General features: G+C 64.7%; 21 protein-coding genes and 1 tRNA gene. 11 read left to right on the top strand and 11 right to left on the bottom strand.

The annotated features are described in order from the left end of the window. Window positions 1-135: 135 nt before the first annotated feature. The gene (gene oxyR / locus EYV96_RS14425) at window positions 136-1,050 is read left to right on the top strand and encodes a DNA-binding transcriptional regulator OxyR (protein WP_131152227.1); all 915 of its coding nucleotides are present in this window, start codon (window positions 136-138) and stop codon (window positions 1,048-1,050) included. Between the two features lie 86 nt (window positions 1,051-1,136). Here the strand turns inward: oxyR and msrA are convergent, their stop codons facing one another. The 3 genes from msrA to EYV96_RS14410 all read right to left on the bottom strand — a co-directional run bounded on the left by msrA (window position 1,137) and on the right by EYV96_RS14410 (window position 2,718). Beyond that, entirely contained in the window at window positions 1,137-1,790 is a 654-nt protein-coding gene (gene msrA / locus EYV96_RS14420) for a peptide-methionine (S)-S-oxide reductase MsrA (RefSeq protein ID WP_205746171.1), read from the bottom strand. Between the two features lie 74 nt (window positions 1,791-1,864). Continuing rightward, the gene (locus tag EYV96_RS14415; RefSeq protein WP_131152225.1) at window positions 1,865-2,383 is read right to left on the bottom strand and encodes an adenine phosphoribosyltransferase; all 519 of its coding nucleotides are present in this window, start codon (window positions 2,381-2,383) and stop codon (window positions 1,865-1,867) included. Window positions 2,384-2,442: 59 nt separating this feature from the next. Further along, complete coding sequence (locus tag EYV96_RS14410) at window positions 2,443-2,718, bottom strand: putative signal transducing protein (RefSeq protein WP_131152224.1); 276 nt, start codon at window positions 2,716-2,718, stop codon at window positions 2,443-2,445. 151 nt (window positions 2,719-2,869) lie between these two features. Here EYV96_RS14410 and EYV96_RS14405 point away from each other — a divergent pair, with 151 nt between their 5' ends. From EYV96_RS14405 to EYV96_RS14370, 8 genes are all read left to right on the top strand, one after another. Then, window positions 2,870-3,952 (top strand): diguanylate cyclase, encoded by a 1,083-nt coding sequence (locus EYV96_RS14405; protein ID WP_165488689.1) that lies wholly within the window; start codon window positions 2,870-2,872, stop codon window positions 3,950-3,952. Window positions 3,953-4,089: 137 nt separating this feature from the next. Continuing rightward, window positions 4,090-5,853: a glutamine--tRNA ligase/YqeY domain fusion protein gene (locus EYV96_RS14400; protein WP_131152222.1), complete on the top strand. Its 1,764-nt coding sequence runs from the start codon at window positions 4,090-4,092 to the stop codon at window positions 5,851-5,853. Between the two features lie 2 nt (window positions 5,854-5,855). Further along, window positions 5,856-6,416: a deaminase gene (locus EYV96_RS14395; protein ID WP_131152221.1), complete on the top strand. Its 561-nt coding sequence runs from the start codon at window positions 5,856-5,858 to the stop codon at window positions 6,414-6,416. After that, a complete protein-coding gene (locus EYV96_RS14390) occupies window positions 6,413-7,117 on the top strand; it encodes a TVP38/TMEM64 family protein (protein ID WP_131152220.1) in 705 nt (234 codons plus the stop codon). Before EYV96_RS14395 ends, EYV96_RS14390 begins: the two co-directional genes overlap by 4 nt. A 93-nt stretch (window positions 7,118-7,210) precedes the next feature. Further along, window positions 7,211-9,112, top strand: a complete 1,902-nt coding sequence (locus tag EYV96_RS14385; RefSeq protein ID WP_240732571.1) for an ATP-binding response regulator — start codon at window positions 7,211-7,213, stop codon at window positions 9,110-9,112. Window positions 9,113-9,198: 86 nt separating this feature from the next. Then, complete coding sequence (locus tag EYV96_RS14380; RefSeq protein ID WP_240732569.1) at window positions 9,199-9,909, top strand: LuxR C-terminal-related transcriptional regulator; 711 nt, start codon at window positions 9,199-9,201, stop codon at window positions 9,907-9,909. A gap of 103 nt (window positions 9,910-10,012) precedes the next feature. Next, window positions 10,013-11,104 carry a phosphate/phosphite/phosphonate ABC transporter substrate-binding protein gene (gene phnD, locus EYV96_RS14375; RefSeq protein WP_131152218.1) on the top strand — a complete coding sequence of 364 codons (1,092 nt, stop codon included), beginning with the start codon at window positions 10,013-10,015 and terminating at the stop codon, window positions 11,102-11,104. Window positions 11,105-11,340: 236 nt separating this feature from the next. Then, window positions 11,341-12,396 (top strand): class I SAM-dependent methyltransferase, encoded by a 1,056-nt coding sequence (locus tag EYV96_RS14370; protein WP_131152217.1) that lies wholly within the window; start codon window positions 11,341-11,343, stop codon window positions 12,394-12,396. 58 nt (window positions 12,397-12,454) lie between these two features. Here EYV96_RS14370 and EYV96_RS14365 read toward each other — a convergent pair whose 3' ends face one another. Then, the gene (locus EYV96_RS14365; protein WP_165488688.1) at window positions 12,455-12,976 is read right to left on the bottom strand and encodes a DUF3617 domain-containing protein; all 522 of its coding nucleotides are present in this window, start codon (window positions 12,974-12,976) and stop codon (window positions 12,455-12,457) included. Between the two features lie 337 nt (window positions 12,977-13,313). Between EYV96_RS14365 and EYV96_RS14360 the strand changes: the two genes are divergently transcribed. Together EYV96_RS14360 and EYV96_RS14355 are read left to right on the top strand one after the other, a co-directional pair. Continuing rightward, window positions 13,314-14,744, top strand: a complete 1,431-nt coding sequence (locus EYV96_RS14360) for a sensor histidine kinase (RefSeq protein ID WP_165488687.1) — start codon at window positions 13,314-13,316, stop codon at window positions 14,742-14,744. Window positions 14,745-14,911: 167 nt separating this feature from the next. Next, on the top strand, window positions 14,912-15,337 hold the full coding sequence (locus EYV96_RS14355; RefSeq protein WP_131152214.1) for a GFA family protein: 426 nt from the start codon (window positions 14,912-14,914) through the stop codon (window positions 15,335-15,337). Here EYV96_RS14355 and EYV96_RS14350 read toward each other — a convergent pair whose 3' ends face one another. The 7 genes from EYV96_RS14350 to tolB form a co-directional block, all read right to left on the bottom strand. After that, entirely contained in the window at window positions 15,338-15,559 is a 222-nt protein-coding gene (locus EYV96_RS14350; RefSeq protein ID WP_131152213.1) for a hypothetical protein, read from the bottom strand. Window positions 15,560-15,668: 109 nt separating this feature from the next. Next, window positions 15,669-15,744: transfer RNA gene (locus EYV96_RS14345), tRNA-Lys, on the bottom strand. Between the two features lie 68 nt (window positions 15,745-15,812). Continuing rightward, window positions 15,813-16,499, bottom strand: coding sequence for a 7-cyano-7-deazaguanine synthase QueC (queC, locus tag EYV96_RS14340; protein WP_131152212.1), 687 nt, complete (start codon window positions 16,497-16,499; stop codon window positions 15,813-15,815). Window positions 16,500-16,641: 142 nt separating this feature from the next. Beyond that, the gene (queE, locus tag EYV96_RS14335; protein WP_240732567.1) at window positions 16,642-17,334 is read right to left on the bottom strand and encodes a 7-carboxy-7-deazaguanine synthase QueE; all 693 of its coding nucleotides are present in this window, start codon (window positions 17,332-17,334) and stop codon (window positions 16,642-16,644) included. A gap of 10 nt (window positions 17,335-17,344) precedes the next feature. Then, a complete protein-coding gene (gene ybgF, locus EYV96_RS14330) occupies window positions 17,345-18,259 on the bottom strand; it encodes a tol-pal system protein YbgF (protein ID WP_205746170.1) in 915 nt (304 codons plus the stop codon). A gap of 2 nt (window positions 18,260-18,261) precedes the next feature. Continuing rightward, window positions 18,262-18,768: a peptidoglycan-associated lipoprotein Pal gene (gene pal / locus EYV96_RS14325; RefSeq protein WP_131152210.1), complete on the bottom strand. Its 507-nt coding sequence runs from the start codon at window positions 18,766-18,768 to the stop codon at window positions 18,262-18,264. Window positions 18,769-19,012: 244 nt separating this feature from the next. Then, the gene (tolB, locus tag EYV96_RS14320; RefSeq protein ID WP_131152209.1) at window positions 19,013-20,329 is read right to left on the bottom strand and encodes a Tol-Pal system beta propeller repeat protein TolB; all 1,317 of its coding nucleotides are present in this window, start codon (window positions 20,327-20,329) and stop codon (window positions 19,013-19,015) included. Window positions 20,330-20,334: the final 5 nt, after the last annotated feature.

The following is a 20,334-nucleotide window of genomic DNA, read 5'->3' as shown; positions in this document are numbered from 1 at the left end:
CCGGGACCTGCTCTTCCCTGTTTACCGTTTACAGCCCGCGCAGCGGGCGGCTTCACAGGCGGCGCCAGCCGCCGGCTTCACGCCATACATTGTCGGAACGGATAGAATCAGGGAAATTCATAGCCGAAGCCTATTATGAACCTGCGCGACCTCCAGTACCTCGTCGCTCTGGCAGAGCACCGCCACTTCGGTCGGGCCGCCGAGGCGAGCTTCGTGAGCCAGCCGACGCTGTCCACGCAGATCAAAAAGCTCGAGGACGAACTGGGTGTCGCCCTGGTCGAGCGGACGCCACGCAAGGTGCTGCTCACCGAAACGGGTCGCGAGATCGCGCGCCGGGCCAAGGGGGTGCTGTCGGAGATCGACGAGATCAAGGCCATCGCGCAGCGTACGCGTGATCCGGAATCGGGCACCTTGCGCCTCGGCATCTTTCCGACCCTGGGGCCGTATCTTCTGCCGCACCTCGTGCCACTCGTGCGCTCCCAGTTTCCCCGGCTTGAACTGCTGCTGGTCGAAGAGAAAACCGAGCAGATCATCCGCATGCTGCGCGAAGGTTCGCTGGATGTCGGCATCCTCGCCCTGCCCCTGCACGAGGACAGCCTGCATGAGGAATTCCTGTTCGAGGAACCGTTCGTGCTGGCCGTGCCCGATGCCCATCCGCTCGCGCAAAAGCAGCGGGGCCTGAAACTGGCCGATCTCGAAGACCAGAACCTGCTGTTGCTGGAAGACGGGCACTGCATGCGTGACCAGGCGCTGGAGGTTTGCCACATGGCTGGCGCCGGCGAGAAAGCGGGTTTCCGCGCTACCAGCCTGGAAACCCTGCGCCAGATGGTGGCCGCCAACGTGGGCATGACCTTGCTGCCCACGCTGGCGATCAAGCCACCGGTACCTCGCACCGACAACGTTCATCTCATCGAATTCGCCGGCCATCCACCGAGTCGGCGCATTGCGCTGGTATGGCGCAAGAGCTCGTCGATGAGCGCGTTCCTGAAGCGCTTCGCCGACGTCATCCGCAGCTTACCGGCGGATTTGCTCAAGCCACAGGTGGCTTGAACGGGGGGAGTCGCTCGCTGGCGCGAGCTGTAAACGGTAAACAGTAAGAGCGGGGCCGCTTTGCTCTTACGGTTTACTGTTCCCCGTTAACCATTCACCACCCCAATAGGGCAAGACACCCCCGTCCCACCCAACCCGCAATAACCATCCGGATTCTTCGCCAGATACTGCTGGTGATATTCCTCGGCAAAGTAATACGGACCAGCCAGCGCAATCTCCGTCGTGATCGGGCCATAGCCCGACCCTTCCAGCGCCTGCTGGAACGCGCGCGCCGATGCCTCGACGACAGGCAACTGCTCGATATGCGGGACATAGACGGCGGAGCGGTATTGCGTGCCGACATCGTTGCCCTGACGCATGCCCTGGGTCGGATCGTGGTTCTCCCAGAACACCTTGAGCAATTCGGGCAGCGTGATCACGGAAGGGTCGTAGATGATCTGCACGACTTCCGTGTGACCGGTTTCGCCCGAACACACTTCGCGATACGTCGGATTGGGCGTGAAACCACCGGCGTACCCGACCGACGTGCTGAGCACGCCCGGCAGATTCCAGAACTTGCGCTCGGCACCCCAGAAGCAGCCCATGCCTATCGTCAGCACTTCGCTGCCAGGGAAAGCCTCCTGACGCAGCGGACGACCGTTGACGAAGTGCGCGGGGGGCGGCTCGATGGCCTGTTCGCGACCGGGCAGTGCGTTTTCGCGTTGCGGCATACGTTGTTTCCAGCCTCCGATTCCAAGCATGGCCCATACCTCGCTTCCAAGAACTATCGTTGAGATGGCGCCGATACGACGCTTCTCAACGAAGGCCGCACCGGTCAGTAGTGCATGAGGGCATGCAGGCGCATGGCCGGCGGCAGGCGTCGGCGTCCCTGCAGGGCATCAAGTTCAATGACCACACTGGCACCGACCAGCGTCGCCCCGATGGCATCGACGAGCCGGCAGGCCGCGTCCAGGGTGCCCCCGGTGGCCAGCACGTCATCGACGATCAATACCCTTTCGTTGGAATGCAGCGCATCGTTACGTGCCTCGAGGCGGTCGACGCCGTATTCGAGCGCGTAGTCAACCGACACCACCGGCGGCGGCAGCTTGCCGGGCTTGCGCAGGGGCACGAAGCCGGCATGAAGCTTCTGCGCCAGCGCGGAGCCGAAGATGAAACCGCGGGACTCGATGCCGCAGACGGCCTGGACGCCACTGCCCTGCCAGGGCTCGGCCAGCGCGTCGATGCAGCGGGCGAAACTGCCCGCGTCGGCCAACAGGGGCGACATGTTACGAAAGATGACGCCGGGCTTGGGAAAATCGGGGACAGCGCGGATCAGCGCCTCGAAGTCAGGCATATCGGATTCACAGGGTGAAAGGTGAACGGGAAAAGCGGGCGAGTATGACGTCGAAAAGGTCAGCCGTAGATGAAACCGGTGGCCTCGTCCAGATCGCGGTCCTCGATGGCCTGGCGCGCCTCGAGCAATTGCGCCTCGACCTCGCGCACCACCGCCTCGGCGGCGTCCTGACTGGCATCGGGCACCATCACGGCAACGTAGTCGAGCGCTGGCAGCGTGCCGACGCCGCCGGTCAGGTATTCCCCGGATACGAAGGCCGGGATCTCCGCGCGCTCCAGCGCGTCCTTGACCAGGTGGGCGTCGATCAGGGACTCGGCTCGATAGGCGATGCGCATGGGTGGAAGCTAGCCCTCGCTGGATCAGCCCGCAAGCTTTCACGCGTGAAGCCGATAACGTCCTCGTCTACCCCACCTCCGACGGACTATGCAAACCGAAGCCGGAAGCTCTAAGGTCTCAAACCCAGATGGGGGATCCGGGGGAGGGACGATGGCAACAGCAGCAAGGGACAGCCACCTGCGTTTCGTCGGGCGCGTGTATCGCCTGCGCATGCTGGGTCTGGGCCTCGGCTCCCTGCCCGTCGCCAGCGTGCTGTACCAGCAAGGGGCATCGTGGTGGCTGTGGGCGCTGTTGATGTTCAGCGGCTTCGCCTGGCCGCACCTTGCCTATGGACTGGCCCGCCGCTCGCTGCATCCCATCCATGTCGAGTACGCCAGCCTTACTGCCGATGCGGCCATGGGTGGCGCATGGATTGCCCTCATGGGCTTCAACCTGCTGCCCAGTGCCCTGCTGGTGTCGATGATGGCGATGGACCGCATCAGCGCCGGCGGCTGGCGGCTGTGCCTGAAGACGCTGGCCGTGCAGGTGGCCTGTTGCCTCGCGGTCTGGTGGATGACCGGTTTCCGCTTCCAGCCCGCCAGCAGCATGCTGAACGTGGCCGCGTGCCTGCCCATGCTCGTGATTTACCCGGCGTGGCTCAGCGTGGTGAACCATGACCTGGCGCGTCGCGTGCGCCAGCAGAATCGCCAGCTCGACCAGCTGACCCGCACCGATCCCCTCACCGGCCTGGCCAACCGCACGCACTGGCTGGAGTCGGCGCGCAGCGAATGGCTGCGTTTCCAGCGCAATCGCCGCCCTGCCGCGCTGATCCTGCTGGACATCGACGGCTTCAAACAGATCAATGACCGCTACGGCCACGCGGCCGGCGACCAGCTCCTGAGCGACCTCGCCCGCATCCTCCAGCGGGGCCTGCGCGACGTGGACACCACGGGCCGGCTCGGCGGCGATGAGTTCGGCGTCGTGCTGCCGGAAACCGATATCGAGCGTGCCGCCGCCGTCGCTGAACGCCTGCGCCTGCTGGCCGCCAATGCCCACTCGGAAGTCGGCGGGGAAAAGCTGACCTGGACCCTGAGCCTGGGCGTCGCCGCCGTGGCCGAGGACATCCAGGACATCGCCGCATGGATGCGCCAGGCGGATCTGGCGCTCTACCGGGCCAAGTCCCAGGGTCGCAATCGCGTCAGCGTGGCCCCGGGCCGCAGCGGCCCCGCAGCGGCCGGCGGACGCGGCGAGTAGTCGCACTCGCCATCGGCCAGGGGTTCACGCCGTTGAACCCTTGCATCGAACCCCACATTGAACCTGTGCACGCCACGCGCAGTACCGCCGTGACGCGCTAAAATCCCCCGTTTCCGCCTAGCCCAGAGCCCATACCGATGTCGACCGACCTTTCCGCCGCCGAAACCGCCACCTCCGCCGCCCCGGCCGAAGGACAGCGGGACTTCGTGCGCCAGATCATTCGCGACGACCTCGCTACCGGCAAACACCACGCGATCCGCACGCGCTTCCCGCCCGAGCCCAACGGCTACCTGCACATCGGCCACGCCAAGGCCATCTGCCTGAACTTCGGCATCGCCGCCGAATTCAGCGGCTGGTGCAACCTGCGCCTGGACGACACCAACCCGGGCAAGGAAGACCCCGAGTTCGTCGAGGGCATCAAGGACGACGTGCGCTGGCTCGGCTATGACTGGCATGACCTGCGCCATGCGTCGGACTACTTCGACGTGTTCTATCGCTCGGCGATCAAGCTGATCGAAGACGGCCACGCCTACGTGGACGACCTCAGCGCCGACGAGATGCGCGAATACCGCGGCACGCTCACCGCCGCCGGCCGCAACTCGCCGTTCCGCGACCGCAGCGTGGAGGAAAACCTCGACCTGTTCCGTCGCATGCGCGAGGGTGAATTCGCCGACGGCGCCAAGACGCTTCGCGCGAAGATCGACATGTCGTCGGGCAACATCAACATGCGCGATCCGGCCATCTACCGCATCCGCAAGATCGATCACCAGAACACCGGCAGCGCGTGGCCGATCTATCCGATGTACGACTATGCGCACTGCCTGTCCGATGCGCTGGAAGGCATCACGCATTCGCTGTGCACGCTGGAATTTGAAGACCACCGCCCGCTCTACGACTGGTTCGTGGACAAGGTGGACCTGCCCAACCATCCGGAGCTGTGGCAGCACCTGCGCGACGGCGGTTTCCAGACCGAGCCGGCCAAGCCGCGTCAGATCGAGTTCTCGCGCCTCAACCTCAGCTACTCCATCACCAGCAAGCGCAAGCTTGCGCAGCTGGTGAACGAAGGCCTGGTCGACGGCTGGGACGATCCGCGCATGAACACGCTGCGCGGCCTGCGTCGTCGCGGTTTCACGCCGGCGGGCATTCGCCTGCTGATCGAGCGCCTCGGCATCAGCAAGCAGAACAGCGTCATCGATTTCGGCATCTTCGAGAATTGCGTGCGTGAGGATCTGGACAGCACGGCCGCACGTCGCATGGCCGTCCTCGATCCGCTCAAGCTCGTCATCACCAACCTGCCCGAATCGCACGAAGAGTCGCTCAGCTTCAGCAATCATCCGAAGGACGAGAGCTTTGGCGTGCGCAGCGTGCCGTTCTCGCGTGAGCTGTGGATCGAGCGCGACGACTTCGCCGAAGTGCCGCCGAAGGGTTTCCATCGCCTCAAGCCCGAAGGCGAAGTGCGGCTGCGTGGCGTCGGCATCGTCAAGTGCGACGAGATGATCAAGGACGCGGCCGGCCACGTGATCGAACTGCGCTGCTCGCTCGATCTCGAATCGCGCCAGGGCATGCCGGGCGCCGATCGCAAGGTGAAGGGCACGATTCACTGGGTCAGCGCCCGTCACGGCGTCGCCGCGGAAGTGCGCGTCTACGATCGCCTGTTCAACGTGGCCGCGCCGGACGACGAAAGCGATGGCAAGACCTGGATCGAGCACATCAATCCGGACGCCAAGCGCGTGGTGCAGGCGTGGGTCGAACCCGCTGCCGCAAGCGCCGAGCCCGAGCAGCGCTATCAGTTCGAACGCCTGGGTTACTTCGTCGCCGACCGCGTCGAGCATCGCGCCGACAAGCCGGTGTTCAATCGCACGGTTACGCTGCGCGACACCTGGGCCAAGCAGGGAGGCTGATCATGACGTTGCCGTTGCAGATCCATCTCACCCTGCCGCCGTGGCTCGGCGACATCGTCGACACCAGCAAGCGCTATGTCACCGATGAAGAGCGCGTAGGCCTCGCCATCGCGCTCTCCAGCCACAACATCGAGCACAACCACGGCGGCCCGTTCGGCGCAGCCGTGTTTACGGGCGATGGTCGCGTGGTGTCGGTGGGCGTCAATCGTGTGGTGCCGCAGACCTGCTCGGTCGCGCACGCAGAGATGATGGCGTACATGGCCGCGCAGCAGCGCATGGCCAGCTTTCGCCTCAATGCCGACGGCGGTCGCTACATCCTGGCCACCAGCGCGCAGCCGTGCTGCCAGTGCTATGGCGCGACCGTATGGGCGGGCGTGGACGAACTTCTGATCGGTGCGCGCTCGGAAGACGTCGAGGAGCTGACCGAGTTCGACGAAGGCCCGTTGCCGGCGGACTGGGTGGGCGAACTGGAACGCCGCGGCATTGCCGTGCGTCGCGACATCCTGCGCGAACAGGCTCGCACCGTGCTGGCCACCTACGGCGCCAGCGGACAAAGCTATTGAGTCGCCTGCGCGCCGCGCTGCCCCTGTTCCTGCTGATGCTTGCGGGAGTGGTGCTGTACGCGTCCGGCGCGCTGGATCAACTCCATCCAGAGAGGCTGGTCGCCAACCAGGGCGAGCTGCGCTCGCAGGTTTCCGATAACCCATGGATGAGCCGGCTCGCCTACATCGGCGTGCTGACCCTCGCGACCTCCACCGGCATCCCCGGCACGGTGGTCATCATCATGGCCGGTGGTTTCATCTTCGGCATCGTCGAGGGCACGGCCCTGTCATCGGTCGGCCTGACCCTGGGCTCGCTGATCCTGTTCCTGGCCAGCCGCTACGCATTTGGCTCCGGCAGCAAGCATCCGCCGGCCTTCGTCGATCGCCTGCACCACGGCTTCGAGCGACACCCCATCAGCTACACGCTGTTCCTGCGCTTTGTCCCCGTGGCTCCCTTCGGCCTGGTCACGGTCTGCCTCGCATGGCTGCGGTGTCCGTTATGGCTGTTCCTCGGGGCCAGCTGGCTGGGTGGCACGGTCACGATGATCTTCGAAACCTCGATCGGCGCGGGTCTCGGCCAGGCGCTCGCACGAACCGGCGGTCGCTTCGAAAGTTCCTTGCTGTTGCAGAAGGACATCCTGGTGCCCCTGCTGATCATCGCGGTGCTCGCCCTGATGCCGCTGGTGGTGGACCGGTTCCGGCGCTCCCGCCGCTCACCCTAGGTTCTAAGGCCTAAGCACTAGCTGTTCCCCTCCCCGTTTCGCGCTAGTCTGCGCGGCAGGTGCATGGAGCGCCGCAAACGGGGACATGGCGGCATGAGTACGGGGGTTGGCTCCTGGGCGGTTCGCTTGTGGCGTCGGACGTCGCTGATGCAGCGACTCGCCTTCATCGCCCTCGTGCCCACCATGCTCACGGCGCTGCTGCTGGTGATCATGCTGACGCGCCACCAGCTGATGAGCCTGCGCAGCATGGCGCAAAGCACCGCCGACGCAATCGCCACGCAAGCGGCATCGATTTCCACCGATCCGATCCGCAACATGCAGCGTCGCGACCTCAACCGGATCGCCGAATCCATTGCCGCCCTGCCCCACGTCGCCCACGTGCAGATTCGCGCCGCGGACGGCGAGATCCTGGCCGACACCATCGGCGCCAGCAAAGCCAAGCCGAAGGACGTATTGACCGTCGTGCACGATGTGCGTGACGCGGACCAACCCGAGCTGCCGGCGCTGGGCTCGGTGCTGATCGACGTCAGCATGAGCGAGGCGATTGCCGCGCAACGCGCCAGCTTGCGCAATGCCCTCATCGCACTGGCGCTCAGCCTGTTCATTGCCGGCGTGGTGGGCTGGCAGGCGGCACGCTTCATCAGCGCGCCACTTCGGCGACTGGCCGGCGCCGTGCAGCAACTCGGTCGCGGCGATCGCAAGGTCGAAGTCGAAGTGACCGACCAGACGGAAATCGGTGACCTGCAGCGCGGCTTCAACAGCGCCGCCGCCGCGCTCTATGACGTGCAGCGAGGCATGGAACAGGAAATCGAACATGCCACGGTGGAACTGGCGCGCAAGAATGCTGCACTGGAGGCGGCAAGCGTCGCGAAAGCGCGTTTCCTCGCAGCCGCATCGCATGACCTGCGCCAGCCGCTGTATGCATTGACGCTGTTCTCGTCATCACTTGCTGTCGACGAGCGCGATCCCATCCGCCTCGATCGCATCGCGCATATCCAGGAATGCGTCGAAGCGCTCGACCATCTGTTCTCCGAACTGCTCGATCTTTCGCGCCTGGAAACCGGCGCCATGCAGATCGACATCCGTGAATTCCCGCTCGACCATGTGTTCGAGGAAGTCAGCCGCAACTTCCGCATGATTGCCGAGCAGCATGGCCTGCGTTTGGTGATGCGCGCGACGCACTTGTGGGTGCGCAGCGATCGCACGATGCTCGCGCGCATCCTCAACAACCTGGTGAGCAACGCGCTGCGTTACACGCAGCAAGGCGGCGTGCTGGTGGTGGCGCGCCATCGCGCGGATGGCACCTTGCGCGTCGATGTGTGGGACACCGGTAGCGGGATTGAACCGGAACACCAGGCGCGCGTATTCGACGAGTTCTATCGCGTGGAAAGCAACGGCCACGGTGAGCATGACACCGGCCCGCGTCGCGGCCTGGGCCTGGGGCTCGCCACGGTACAGCGCCTCGCCGAACTTCTCGACACCCGCGTGCAGCTCAAATCCGTGCCCGGTCGCGGCAGTGTTTTCAGCTTCCATCTTCCTGAAGTGCCGCCACAGCACACCTCGCATGTCGCCACCGACGAAGCGGCGCTGGACGTGACCGGCATGCGGGTACTGGTGATCGACGACGAGCCGGCCATCCTCTCGGGCATTCGTTATTTGCTGCGCAGCTGGGGTTGCGAGGTGGTCACCGCGGAGGACCGGGTCCAGGCCCTGGAGGCCGCCGGCACCTGGGCTACGCCGCCGGACATCGTCATTTCCGACCTGCGCCTGCGCGACAACGAAAGCGGACTGGACGTGCTGGCCGCGCTGGACGAGCACTACGGCAGCGAGCGGCGCGAACCCTTCCCGCGCCTGCTGATCACGGGCGAAACGCGCAGCGACAGGCTCCGTGAAATCATGGCGGCGAAGATCCCGGTGCTGTACAAGCCGGTGTCACCCGAGCAACTGCGGGAAGCGATGGTGGCCGTCTGGACGTCTTCACGGACCCTGGCGTGACCCTATGACCTAGAGCCTAGACCGTATGGAATCGCGTCCGACAGTTGCCGTTGGCACGGCCTGAGACTATGTTGCTTGGCGCGTGCGTGCAGCAGGGACTGCGTGCGCCCCTGGGGAGCGAGATGCGGATATTGATCGCGGATGACCATCGACTGATCGTCGAAGGAGTCAAACTGAAACTGGCGGAACTCGGGCCGGATACCGAGTTCTCCGAGGCCATGGACGTGGACGAGTTGCGCCGCGTGGTTCACGGTGATGAGGCGCATAGCTTCGATCTTGCCCTGATCGACCTGGCCATGCCCGGCGGACACGGTACCTCGCACCTGGCAGAGGTCATCGAGACGCTGCCGCAGCTGCGGGTCATCGTGCTGTCCGGTTCGGAAGACCCGGCGTTGATGAAGGACCTGCTCGCCATGGGCGCGCACGGCTTCATCCCTAAGGCCTATTCGCCCGAAGTCATGCTTTCGGCCGTCCGGCTGGTGTTGTCCGGCGGCACCTACGTGCCCCCGATGATGCTGCAGGAAAGCCATGCATCCCCGTTGCCGCCGTCACCCAACGGCGGTTCGCTGGCGGATGCCTCGCGCTCGCTCGAAGAGCGCCTGCGCAAATTGCTCACCGAGCGCCAGATCGACGTCCTGCGCCTGCTGTCGCAAGGCAAGCCCAACAAACTGATCGCCAGGGACCTGGGCATCAGTGAAGGGACGGTGAAAATCCACCTGGCCGCGATTTTCCGAGCGTTGAACGTACGCAATCGCGTGGAAGCGGTGGTGGCCTCGCGCCGCATCAGCGGAATCTGACGGGGCTGTCGTCCACCTGATTTTCCGGGCCAATTCCCTTCGTCGCAGTGCGCGGCGTATTCTCCCTTCGCCGTCTGGAGCAAGGAGCGCTCCGAATTCCGTTATGTCCGAGCCGATTTGCCCGAGGGGAGACAAGGCGTTGCGCAGGGGATGGATCTCACGGTCGTGGCAAGGCCTGGCGCGCTCCGCTTCGTGGCGTGCAGCCATCGGCCTGTCGCTGCTTTGGCTTTTCAGCACGGCGGCATCTGCCGCCACGCCGTCTCCCTCCCCGCCCGCCGCGCGTCCGCTGACCTTCGGCATCCTGCCGATCGGCGGCCCCTCCGAATCCCTCGATGCGTGGCGCCCCTTCCTGGATGACATGGAGCGCGCGCTGCACCGGCCGGTGCGCAGCGTATCCGTCAGTACGTATGAAGGACTGGCCCAGGCGCTGGCTGAAGAGCGCATCGACATGGCCTTTGTCTCCGGGAAGCTGGCGCTGGACGCCGTGACGCGCGACCAGATGCAGGTCATTGCCCAGCTCACGCGAGGCGATGGCTCAAAGGGTTACTACTCCGTGCTGCTGGTGGAAAAATCATCGCCTCTGCGCAGCGTGGACGATCTGTTCAAGCGCCCGGGCAAACTGCGCTACGCGCGTGGCGAAGCACTGTCAGTGTCCGGTTACGTCGTGCCCGAGACGCAGTTGTTCGCCAATCGCAAGCTCGATTCGGACACGTTCTTCGCCAGCGTCATGGTGGACAACCACCAGAACAACGCACTGGCGGTGGCCAACGGTGAAGTCGACGTCGCCACCAACAACACCGCCGACATGGAACGTTTTGCGACGCACTTCCCCGAGCAGAACGCGCGCTTGCGGACACTATGGACGTCCAGCCTGATTCCGCACGCGGTGATCATCATCCGAACCGACTTGCCCCCGGATTTGCGCGACCGCATCACGCAGTTCGTCACCAGCTACGGCAAAGGCAAGAACGCCGTCGCCGAACTGGCAAAGCTCAAGCTGATCCACGACATCAGTGGGTTCGCGCCGGCAGGCAATGAAACGCTGGTGCCGTTTGCCGACATGGCCTATACGCTCGATCGCCGCCGCGCCCTGAGTGCCCAGTGGGTGAACGATGCGGCGTTGAATACCCGGCTGCAGAAGCTCGATACCGAGCACGAAAGCCTGGTTCGCAAGCTGATCGCCGCCAAGCCGTAAGCCCGGCGTCAGCCGCGACGATCGTACCAATCACTTGCCTTCCGACGTATGGCGGCGCACGCCGATTCGGAGAATGATGTGCGTTCGGGCGGTCGCGACGGCGTATCGCCGGCCCCTGACATGCGCGGGGCAAACCGCGCCAAAAAACACCGAGCGCCGCATCGGCGCCAGCCACGATTCCAGCCTGCCCTGGATACCTGCACGGAATGGCCACCCATCTTCCGCAGGAGACCACCATGGCTTTGGATATGGAAAAACTGAACGAGTTCGTCGGCAAGTTCGTGCAGGATTTCGGCGCGAGCCTCCATGCTGGCACGATCGTGATCGGCGAGGAGCTGGGCCTGTACAAGGCCATGGCCGAAGGGCCGGCCACCTCGGTGCAACTGGCCGAACGAACGCACACTGATGAGCGCTACCTGCGCGAATGGCTGAGCGCGCAAGCCGCCAGCGGCTATTGCGAGTACGACCCGGCCACCGGGACATTCAGCCTCAACGACATCCAGGCCTTCACGCTTGCCGACGAATCAAGCCCCGCCTACCTGCCCGGCGCGTTCCTGGTGTCGGTCGGTGCACTGAAGTCGATTCCCAACCTGATCCGGGCCTTCCGCACCGGCGAAGGCTACGGCTGGCACCAGCACGATGCCTGGCTGTTCCACGGCACGGAGAAGTTTTTCCGGCCCGGCTATGCGGCCCACCTGGTCGCCGAATGGATTCCGGCGCTCGACGGCATGGAGGCACGACTGAAGGCCGGCGCCCGGGTCGCGGACGTGGGCTGCGGGCATGGGGCATCGACCTTGCTGATGGCGCAGGCCTATCCTGCCTCCAGCTTCGTCGGCTACGACTACCACGAGCCCTCGGTCGACTGGGCCAATCGCACCGCCCAGGCTGCGGGACTGGCCGACCGCGTGAAGTTCGAGGTCGCGCCGGCAAAGAGTTATCCGGGCAAGGATTACGACTTCGTCGCCGTGTTCGACTGCCTGCACGACATGGGTGACCCGGTGGGCGCGTCCCGCCACGTGCTGAGCACGCTCAAACCGGACGGCGCCTGGATGATCGTCGAGCCGTTTGCCAACGATACGTTGCAGGACAATATCAACCCGGTGGGCCGGGTGTTCTATTCGGCATCGACCATGATCTGCACTCCCGCCTCTCGCGCGCAGGAAGTGGGCTTGTGCCTCGGCGCCCAGGCGGGCGAAGCGCGGATGCGCAAAGTGGTGACCGAGGGCGGCTTCAGCCGGTTCCGTCGCGCCATGGAAACGCCGTTCAACCTGATCTACGAGGCACGGCCCTAGATCCCGGCCGGATGCCGCCACTCGCACGCACCGTCCCCGGTGCGTGCCGGTGCGGTGCTTATTGTTGCCCCATGTCCTTGAAGTTCATCGTGCGACCGTCGGGGAGCAGCATGTCGCCCGGCTTCATCCCGGCCGTGCACTGCCCCACCCAGTGGCCGCCGTTGGAAACGGACATCTCGCCGTTGCCGTTAACGGGCGGGTCGAGCTTCACGGTGCCCTGCGTCTGATAGGCCGTATCGCCCGTGAAGCGGGTTTCACTGTGCGAGGTCATGACGATGTTGCCCTGCGGGCCGGGCAGGCTGCACACGCCATCGGCCACGACGACGTTGCCGTTCACCGACAGGCTGAACTTGCTGCACACCGAGCCGCCGATCTTGGCGCCCATTTCATACATGGCGCGATCAGACGCCTCGTCGAGGCAGACCTTCACCATCTGGGGCTTGCCGCCCGCCGAGCCCATCTGCATCTCCCACAGGCCTGCCTTGCGCTTGGGCAGGTTGGCAGGGACATCGACAGCCAGGGCCACGGTGGTGACGGCCAGCAGCGGCAGCAGGAACAGATGTCGATAACGGGTGAGCATGGGCGGTCTCCGGGGGATGCTGTCCCGTGCACAGCGGGACATGGTGCGGGACGGTAGCCGGTCTTGATGACAACGTCACGTGGGTCCGCACGATAGCCCGATCGCACTACCGGATTGGCTAGTGCTAAGAGCGTATCGAACGATCCGGACGGCTCCCCTACAGTGACCCTGAAGCGTGCCATGGACGATGCGGGCCGCGCCAAATGCGCACCACGGAAAACGACCATTCATGACCACGTCATGCCGAGAAGCAGTGCCACCGTCGAGCGCCAGCACGTCACTCAAAGCCTCCGGGCCTGGGTGGACGGCCTACCGCGTGCGGGAGCGAGGTGAGCCCATGCGACGCCGACTGCCTTCGCTGCAGCGACGACTCTTTCTCGACGCCGTGCTGCCGTGCGCACTGGCCGCACTCGCCCTGGTCGCCGCGCTCACGTTCCAGGTGGCGCACAACCAGGCGGAGCGGCACGACACCCAGATGGAACTTCGCATCGAGCACCTGGCCAGCGCGCTGGCTGGCGGCGTCATTGCCTCACCGCAGCCCATCCTCGACGATGCCATCCGCGACGACCTGCTGTACATCGAACTCCATCAGGCAGACGGCAGGCACTGGGCAAGCGGCGTGACGCCGACGGGCACCGCGGTTGGCACCTTCCGGCGCGAACTGCCTTCCGCCGACGGCACCATGCTCGCCCTGCACGTGGACGTGGACCTCATGCCGCTGCGCAAGGCGCAGACCGTGACCTGCCTGCTCGGCGCACTCTGCGGCATCGGCGTCGTGCTGCTGACCTGGCTGGCGAACGGTTCGCTGCGTCGTCACCTCGTGCTGCCGCTGGAACGCGTGCGCACCGTGCTCGACGACCGCATGCACGAGCGTCCGCCCAGCACCACCGTGCCGGTGGAAACCGAGGAATTCGCGCAGATCCGTCACACGCTGGCCAAGCTTGCCGATCGCTGGAAACCGCGTAGCGCCCCGGCCTCGAATGGAGAACTGGACATGCAGGATACGGCCGAACTCACGCGCCAGACCCAGGGTGCCAATCGCGCCAAATCGCGCTTCATCGCCTTGGTGAATCATCATTTCCGCCAGCCATTGCAGGCGCTGCAATTGTTCACGGCGAGCCTTCACCCGGGCTTCGACACGGAGCAGGAGCAGACGATTTCGCAGATGCGCCACAGCATCGGGTCGATGACACGCCTGCTCGATGCGCTGCTGGAAATCTCCCGTCTGGATGCGGGCGTGGTAGGCGTCAAACCGGTCGAATTCAGTGCGGCCGAACTGTTCCTGCACGACCGCACGATGCTTAGCGAAGAAGCCGCACGTCGCGGCGTAGTCCTGGTGTGGCGTGGTAGCCACCACCGCCTGCATGGCGATGCCGATCTCGCCGCGACGCTGCTGCTTCATCTGGCCAGCAATGCGATTGCCAACGCCCCGGAAGGGCGCGTGCTGATTGCCGCGCGTCGCCGCGGCAATGCCATTCGCATCGAAGTACGCGATAACGGCCCTGGCATCGCGCCGGACCAGCAGCAGAACATCTTCGAGGAGTTCGTGCAGTTGCCGGCGACCGAGTCGCAGCGCCGCGACGGCTACGGGCTGGGCCTGGCGATTGGCGATCGCGTGGCACGGCTCCTGGGCACGCGCATCGGCCTGCGCTCGGAGCCGGGTTACGGCAGCGTGTTCTGGTTCGACCTGCCGCAATCTCCGGTGGCCGAGCGGCGGCGCACACCGCGCGGCGTGCCGGGCCCGACGATCTGGCGGCATGCGGGCTAACCGGTTCGAGTGACGCGGGCCCGCTCCCCGCGCCATGCCAGCGTTGGCGCTTGTCGTGACGCGGCGCTAAAGTCAGGGAAATCGACGTTCTCACTTCTTCCCCGGCCTGGGTTGTCCGAAGAGGTGCAGCCACGCCGCATGCGGGTCACTACAAGCGAGGTTCGGGTATGAGCGAATACATCGCACGCTGCTTCTGCGGCGCCGTCGAATTCACGGTCACGGGCGAGCCTGCCGTGATGGGTTATTGCCACTGTTCGTCGTGCCGACACTGGTCGGGCGGCCCGGTAAATGCCTTCAGCCTGTGGGCGCCCGAATCGGTGAAAGTCACCAAGGGCGAGCAGTACGTCGGCACGTTCAACAAAACGCCGATGAGCTTCCGCAAGTGGTGCACGCAATGCGGTGGCCATCTGTTCGCCGAGCATCCGCCCTTCAACATGACCGACGTCTTCGCGGCCATGCTGCCGAACATGCCGTTCAAGCCGGTGTTCCACGCGAACTATCAGGAGAGCGTGCTGCGCATCCGCGACGGCCTGCCCAAGCTCAAGGATTTCCCGAAGGAGATCGGCGGCTCGGGCGAAACGATGCCGGAATGATCAGGCCTCGGGCGGCGAAACGTCGTTCAACTGCAGGATGCCGGTGATCTGTGAGCTGACCCAGTCGTAGTCGTCTGGGCCAGCCGCTTCCAGGATCGGATCGGCAAGGCTGGCGAACGCCGGCCAGAACTCGTCGCGGTCGTCGGAGCCGTTCAACAACTGCGGCACCTGTGCATGCAAGGCGTCGAGGTGCGCCTGGAGCTGGTCGCGGGTGGAAGGCATGCCGCCGAACATACGCCGGTGCTGGCTCAATCCGGCGTGAAATCATCCGTCGCCGGCCGCGAAAATCCGCAAAAAAAAAGGACGCTCATGGCTGAGCGTCCTTTCAGATTGGTGGGCCGTGATGGATTCGAACCATCGACCAATAGATTAAAAGTCTACTGCTCTACCGACTGAGCTAACGGCCCGTATTCAATCGAGCCCGCAATTTTAGGTGCTGGGAGCGCTCGGCACAAGCAAAGCACGCCACAACGGTTCAGGCGGGCACGTAATGCGTGGGATCGGGGATGCCGGCGCGCTGGAAGCCTTCGGCGCGAAGGCGGCAGGCGTCGCAGTGACCACAGGCGCGCCCCTGCGCATCAGCCTGGTAGCAGCTGACCGTCTGCGAGAAGTCCACGCCCAGGCGCAGGCCTTCACGGGCGATGTCGGCCTTGCTCATCTGCATCAATGGCGCGTGGATGCGGATCCCGGCGCCTTCCACGCCGGCTTTCGTCGCCACGTTGGCCAGGGCTTCGAACGCCTCGACGAAGGCGGGGCGGCAGTCGGGATAGCCGGAATAATCGACTGCGTTGACGCCGCACCAGATGTCGGTGGAGCCGAGCACTTCGGCCCAACCCAGCGCAATTGAAAGCATGATGGTGTTGCGCGCCGGCACGTAGGTCACCGGGATGCCTTCACCACCCTCTTCCGGAACGTCGATGTCGGCGGTGAGTGCCGAACCGCCGATCGAGCGAAGGTCCACGTTCACCGTTTTGTGCTCGACGGCGCCGAGCATTCGCGAAACGCGCTCGGAGGCTTCGAGTTCGGAGCTGTGGCGCTGGCCGTAGGCCACGCTCAGGGCGTGTACCTGGTAGCCCTGCTCACGAGCGATGGCGATCGTGACGGCCGAGTCCATGCCGCCGGAAACGAGGATGACGGCTTTCTTGGGTGTTGCATCGGACATGGGATGGATTCCAGTCGGGGTTCAGGCCGGTGATCCGGCCGAGGAGCGCAGACGGCTAGCAGGCCGAGGCGCCATGTAACGGACATCCGTTGCGTCGGGGCGACACCAGCCCAAGCGGCCGCGTCGATCCCAACCTGAAAAATCAGTGTCCGGGCTCGTCGTTCCACAGCAGCTTGTGCAGCTGCAACTGAAATCGCACCGGAAGCTTGTCTTCGATGATCCACTCCGCAAGCTCGCGCGGCTGGACTGCGCCGTGCACCGGCGAAAACAGCACCATGCAGCGGCGATCGAGGCCGACTTCGGCGACCTTGTCGCGGGCCCACTCGTAGTCAGCGCGGCTGGCGATGACGACCTTGACCTGGTCGTGCGGCAGCAGGTGATCGAGATTCGACCACAAGTTGCGCCTGGCTTCGCCGGAGTCCGGGGCTTTCAGGTCCATCACCTTGCGAACACGCGCATCGACCTCGGACACGTCGAGTGCGCCAGACGTCTCCAAAGACACGTCGAAGCCAGCGTCGCAAAGTTTGCGGAGCAGGATCTGGCAACGCTTCTGGGCCAGCGGTTCACCGCCGGTCACACAGACGTGCTTCGCGCCATGGCTGGCCACCTCGGCGACGATATCGTCAATGTCGCGCCAGTTGCCGCCGTAAAACGAGTACTCGGTGTCGCACCAGACGCAGCGCAGCGGGCATCCGGTCAAGCGCACGAACACGGTGCGCCAGCCGATGGCATCGGCTTCGCCCTGGATCGAATGGAAGATCTCGGTAATGCGCAGACGTTCGGCAACGCCCGCGTCTGGCGTGGTGTCGGCCACGCTGGTACTGCTGTCACTCACCGATCGAACCTCAGCCTGCGGACTGCGACTGCAGGCGACGCAGGCGTTCCTGGGCCAGGCTTGCCGCCTTGGTACCCGGATATTTGGCGGTAACCGACTTGAGCGTCGCCTTGCCAGCATCGCCCTGTTTCATTTCCAGCTGGCTGTAGCCCACCTTGAGCAGGGCGTCAGGTGCCTTGTCGCTCTGCGGGTACTGGCTGAGGAGACGCTGGAAGGCTTCCAGGGCCACCGGATAGTTGGACGTCGCGTAGTAGGACTCACCCAGCCAGTAGAAGGCATTGGGGGTCAGCGAGTTGTCCGGGTACTTCACGATGAAGTCGCGGAAACCGCGCGAGGCCTGGACGAAATCACCGCCACGCATGGCCTTGAAGGCCGTGTCGTAGGCGGCCTGGGCCGCGGCCTGCTCAGCCGGCGATGTGGCCGGAGCCGACTTGCCACCCTTGGCGTTGCCGGAAGCAGCAGCGTTGCCGGCTGCAGCGCCGGTCGCTGCGGCCGCAGCAGCGCCATTGGCCGCTGGCTGCGCGCTGGACGGCGCATTGTTGGTATTGCCTGCCGCGGCGTTGGCAGCCGGCGCGGCGTTTCCGCCTGCGGCCCCTGCCCCACCGTTGCTTTCAAGGCGACCCATGCGCGAATCGAGATCCACGTATTGCGCCTTGCTTCGATCCTGGAATTCCTGCAACTGGTGCTGCAGTTCTTCAATCTGGCCCTGCAGCTGCTGCACCTGCGATTGCAGTGCCTGCACCTGGTTGACCATGCCCACGCCCTGCTCCTGGTTCTGGGACTGTTGCTCGAGTCGCGAAACGCGATCGGCCAGACTCAGGCGGGAATCCTGTGCGAGGGCAGGAAAAGGAATGAGCATGGCGGACGCAATCGCGCCCGCCATGCCAAGCCTGGCTGCCAAACAATTAGCCAGTCGCTTCGTCATGCTTACTTCGCCGTGTAGACGATCTCGACGCGACGGTTCTTGCCCCAGCAGTCTTCATTGTGCTCACGGCACACCGGCTTTTCCTTGCCGTAGCTGATGACGTTCAGCTGGCTGGCCGAACCACCGGCCGAGGTCAGCGCGCTGGACACGGCATTGCCGCGACGCTCGCCGAGGCCCAGGTTGTACTCACGCGTGCCGCGCTCGTCGGTGTTGCCTTCCAGACGGATCTGGGCGGTCGGACGATCCTGCAGGTACTTGGCGTGGCAAGCCATGATCTGCTGGAATTCCGGCTTGATCTCGGTCTTGTCGAAGTCGAAGTACACGACGCGCTGACGCAGGCAAGCGTCACGGTCGAGATCTTCCGGGGTGTACTTGCCCGAGGTGGCCGGGGCTTCGGTCGCGACCGGCTGTTCCGGCTGCGGCTGGGGCTTGACTTCCTGCTTCTTCGAGCAAGCGGCCGCGCCAACACAGAGCAGGGCGACCAGAGCGACGCGAACGGTCTTATTCATGGTGGACGTTCCTTCAAACGGGTTTGAGTTCCGACAGTCAATAACGATTGCGGTTACAGGACAGTGATCGCCGGTGGTCCGGCTGTTGTTTTGACATCTTGGCGCTTTCCCGACGCTGTCTCGTCAGGTCAGCCTCAGCGACCAGGGCAAAACCCCTGCCGCCGTCCGGACCGGAAGTCAGGCCAGAAGCCCCTCTGCCGACCCTAAACTTTCGGCCACGCCTTGCCGGGCGCGGCCGCAAAACTCATCGCTGCCGGTAAGGTCCCCAGGCCGGTTCGCGCACATCGCCATCGGAAAGCAGAAGGCGCTGGCGAACCAAACCATCGGCCGAAACGGCATACAAAACGCCGCGACGTCCTTCGGTTGCGGCGTACAACAGCATGCTGGCGTTGGGTGCGAAGCTCGGGGACTCGTCGATCGGGCCCGGCGAGATTGGGCGCACCTGCCCACCCAGACTACGGTCCATTATCACAATACGATACACGTTCCCGTTGCCCTGCACCATGGCGATCTGCTTGCCATCAAAGCTCACCGAGGCGTTGGCATTGTTCTGGCCCTGGAAGCTGATGCGATTGGCCGCGCCACCGGAGGCAGACATTTCGTAGATCTGGGGGCGACCCGAGCGATCCGAGGTGAAATAGATGCTCTGGCCGTCCGGAGACCATACCGGCTCGGTGTCGATCGACAGGTTCGTGGTCAGGCGGGTCTCCTGGCGGCTGGCCAGGTCGAGCACGAAGATTTCCGGGTTGCCTACGTACGAGAGGGCGATCGCCAGCTTGCTGCCGTCCGGCGACCAGGCCGGGGCACCGTTGATGCCCTTGGGCTTGGCCGACACCAGCTGACGCGAACCGGTGGTGATGTCCTGCACGTAAATGGCCGAATTGCCGCTCTCGAAGGAGACGTAGGCGATCTTCTTGCCATCCGGCGACCACGACGGCGACAGCAGCGACTCGCGCGAGCGGGCCACGACCTGCGGGTTATAGCCGTCCGAATCGGCCACGATCAGCGAATACGTGGTGTTGTTACCCAGGCCCACAGCCGTGATGTAGGCGATGCGGGTCCAGAAGGCACCACGAACACCGGTGATCTTTTCGTAGATCTGGTCGGCGATCTGATGGGCCACGCCACGCAGGTCACCGGCCGGCGCGGTGAACGCCTGGGCCAGCAGGCTCTGCTGACGATTGACGTCCCACAGTTCGTATTCGACGCGCAGCATGCCGCCGCCGGCATCGCTGATGCGGCCGATCGTCAGGAAGTCCTGCTTGAGCAGGCGCCAGGTGGGGAACTTGATGTCCGAGCCCTTGGAGGGCGTTTCGACAATCTCGCTCTTGGCCAGCGAACGGAATTTGCCGGAGCGGTTGAAGTCGTTGCGGATGACGTCGGCCACATCGGTCGGCAGCGGCGCGCCGCCACCCTGGTCGAATGGCACCACCGCAATCGGCGTGGCCGTCTTGAGACCACCGACGATGTCAACGTTGAGCGATTGGGCTGCGGCCGGACCGGCGATGAGCGCGGACACGGCGAGCAGGACGATGGCGAAAGCTGAGCTCAATTTGCGCATGGGCT

The sequence above is a fragment of the Dyella terrae genome (assembly GCF_004322705.1).
In the GTDB taxonomy this organism is placed as follows: domain Bacteria; phylum Pseudomonadota; class Gammaproteobacteria; order Xanthomonadales; family Rhodanobacteraceae; genus Dyella_D; species Dyella_D terrae.
This window is presented reverse-complemented; position numbering and strand designations above follow the sequence as displayed.

Coding starts and splice junctions, on each gene's coding strand:
- oxyR (WP_131152227.1), top strand. CDS start 136: ATGAACCTGCGCGACCTCCAGTACCTCGTCGCTCTGGCAGAGCACCGC.
- msrA (WP_205746171.1), bottom strand. CDS start 1,790: ATGCTTGGAATCGGAGGCTGGAAACAACGTATGCCGCAACGCGAAAAC.
- EYV96_RS14415 (WP_131152225.1), bottom strand. CDS start 2,383: ATGCCTGACTTCGAGGCGCTGATCCGCGCTGTCCCCGATTTTCCCAAG.
- EYV96_RS14410 (WP_131152224.1), bottom strand. CDS start 2,718: ATGCGCATCGCCTATCGAGCCGAGTCCCTGATCGACGCCCACCTGGTC.
- EYV96_RS14405 (WP_165488689.1), top strand. CDS start 2,870: ATGGCAACAGCAGCAAGGGACAGCCACCTGCGTTTCGTCGGGCGCGTG.
- EYV96_RS14400 (WP_131152222.1), top strand. CDS start 4,090: ATGTCGACCGACCTTTCCGCCGCCGAAACCGCCACCTCCGCCGCCCCG.
- EYV96_RS14395 (WP_131152221.1), top strand. CDS start 5,856: ATGACGTTGCCGTTGCAGATCCATCTCACCCTGCCGCCGTGGCTCGGC.
- EYV96_RS14385 (WP_240732571.1), top strand. CDS start 7,211: ATGAGTACGGGGGTTGGCTCCTGGGCGGTTCGCTTGTGGCGTCGGACG.
- phnD (WP_131152218.1), top strand. CDS start 10,013: ATGTCCGAGCCGATTTGCCCGAGGGGAGACAAGGCGTTGCGCAGGGGA.
- EYV96_RS14370 (WP_131152217.1), top strand. CDS start 11,341: ATGGCTTTGGATATGGAAAAACTGAACGAGTTCGTCGGCAAGTTCGTG.
- EYV96_RS14365 (WP_165488688.1), bottom strand. CDS start 12,976: ATGCTCACCCGTTATCGACATCTGTTCCTGCTGCCGCTGCTGGCCGTC.
- EYV96_RS14360 (WP_165488687.1), top strand. CDS start 13,314: ATGCGACGCCGACTGCCTTCGCTGCAGCGACGACTCTTTCTCGACGCC.
- EYV96_RS14355 (WP_131152214.1), top strand. CDS start 14,912: ATGAGCGAATACATCGCACGCTGCTTCTGCGGCGCCGTCGAATTCACG.
- EYV96_RS14350 (WP_131152213.1), bottom strand. CDS start 15,559: ATGCCTTCCACCCGCGACCAGCTCCAGGCGCACCTCGACGCCTTGCAT.
- queC (WP_131152212.1), bottom strand. CDS start 16,499: ATGTCCGATGCAACACCCAAGAAAGCCGTCATCCTCGTTTCCGGCGGC.
- ybgF (WP_205746170.1), bottom strand. CDS start 18,259: ATGACGAAGCGACTGGCTAATTGTTTGGCAGCCAGGCTTGGCATGGCG.
- pal (WP_131152210.1), bottom strand. CDS start 18,768: ATGAATAAGACCGTTCGCGTCGCTCTGGTCGCCCTGCTCTGTGTTGGC.
- tolB (WP_131152209.1), bottom strand. CDS start 20,329: ATGCGCAAATTGAGCTCAGCTTTCGCCATCGTCCTGCTCGCCGTGTCC.